This window comes from Kordia jejudonensis, assembly GCF_001005315.1.
Taxonomy (GTDB): Bacteria; Bacteroidota; Bacteroidia; order Flavobacteriales; family Flavobacteriaceae; genus Kordia; species Kordia jejudonensis.
The window spans coordinates 1-1148 of sequence record NZ_LBMG01000089.1 but is presented as its reverse complement, the minus strand read 5'-3'; the positions used below and the strand labels follow the sequence as shown (position 1 = coordinate 1148).

Annotated in this window: 1 protein-coding gene and 1 pseudogene; one reads left to right on the top strand and one right to left on the bottom strand. The window is 29.7% G+C overall.

From position 1 onward, the window contains the following. Window positions 1-227 (top strand): annotated as a pseudogene (locus AA089_RS25510) (hypothetical protein); the annotation flags it as partial. Window positions 228-323: 96 nt separating this feature from the next. Here AA089_RS25510 and AA089_RS22405 read toward each other — a convergent pair. Beyond that, window positions 324-1001 (bottom strand): hypothetical protein, encoded by a 678-nt coding sequence (locus AA089_RS22405; RefSeq protein WP_046759259.1) that lies wholly within the window; start codon window positions 999-1001, stop codon window positions 324-326. Window positions 1002-1148 lie beyond the last annotated feature (147 nt).

The following is a 1148-nucleotide window of genomic DNA, read 5'->3' as shown; positions in this document are numbered from 1 at the left end:
TAAAGGAATATATGGGACTCAGAAAAATCAACACATTAGGAATTAAACAAGCAAACAAAGTAATGCACTTGGCTGCCATTGCTTATAACTTGAAGAAGTACCCGAAATTTGTTACAAAAACAGCAAAGAGTGGAGTAAAACCCCTTGGCGTGGTGATTTTCAAAATAAAGTCACTATTAGGTAACTATAATTTGATTGTAAGCGGAATTAATTTTAGAACTCTGTAATGAGAATCAAAAGAAAGACACTCTTAAAAGTGCTAAGAATGCCTTGTTTTTTGTAGAATTATTGAGTTGTGCAACGGTTACCATTGTTGTAAGTAGTTATTTATTTCTACTATATTTTGCTATATCAACGTTACCTGCTTTAAACAAACCTTTTTCTATTTGCTTATTAATTTCAGCTATTGATTTGTCAAACTCTTCAGGGTTTTCAAAAGTTGAACTTATGTAAGGTCCAGTTTCTATTCCACTTGGTCCAATCCATCCGAACTTAATGTTTGAATAAAGTTGCCTTCCTATTTTGAACCATAAGTTGTTTAAATCGTCATTGACTTTTTCTGTCAGTTTAAATTTAGTTGAGACTTTAGTGTACTTTTTGGGAATAGGATATCTGCCCCAATATGGAATTGCATCTGATAAAATAGATAATAATTTTCTCTCATTTTTATCAAACGCTATTGAATCAATTTTGTCAACAAGTGTTTCTAAATTATGATTTGAACTTATTTCAGATGATATTTTCCCACCTGAAACATAAGAGCTGTTTTCAGATATTATAAGTCCTTTCAATATGTTTTCAATTGAAAAACCATAATTTAAAAAGTAGCCTCTTTCAAGTCTTAAACCTTTTTCGTTTTCAGGATATCTATTTATTTCAGTCCCTGAATTATAGAAAATGAGTTCTGCAATTTCTTTTAGTTCCTCTGAATAATCTAACCAAGAAGTAGGAGCGGAGTCAACATCAAAAGTATATTGCTTATTATCTTCAAATTTTCCCATTATATTGGCTAATTACTTACAACGATAAGAATAAGTTGCGTTTTAATGCAAATTTATTCTATTGTTATATATATGTTTATTTGCGTTCTTAATAGAACTAAATTACAACTTAAATTTAAGCAAAAAAACAGGTGTTTAAAAAAGAGC

Bases quoted from the DNA above. Each gene is read 5' to 3' on its own strand.
- AA089_RS22405 (WP_046759259.1), bottom strand. From the start codon at position 1,001: ATGGGAAAATTTGAAGATAATAAGCAATATACTTTTGATGTTGACTCC.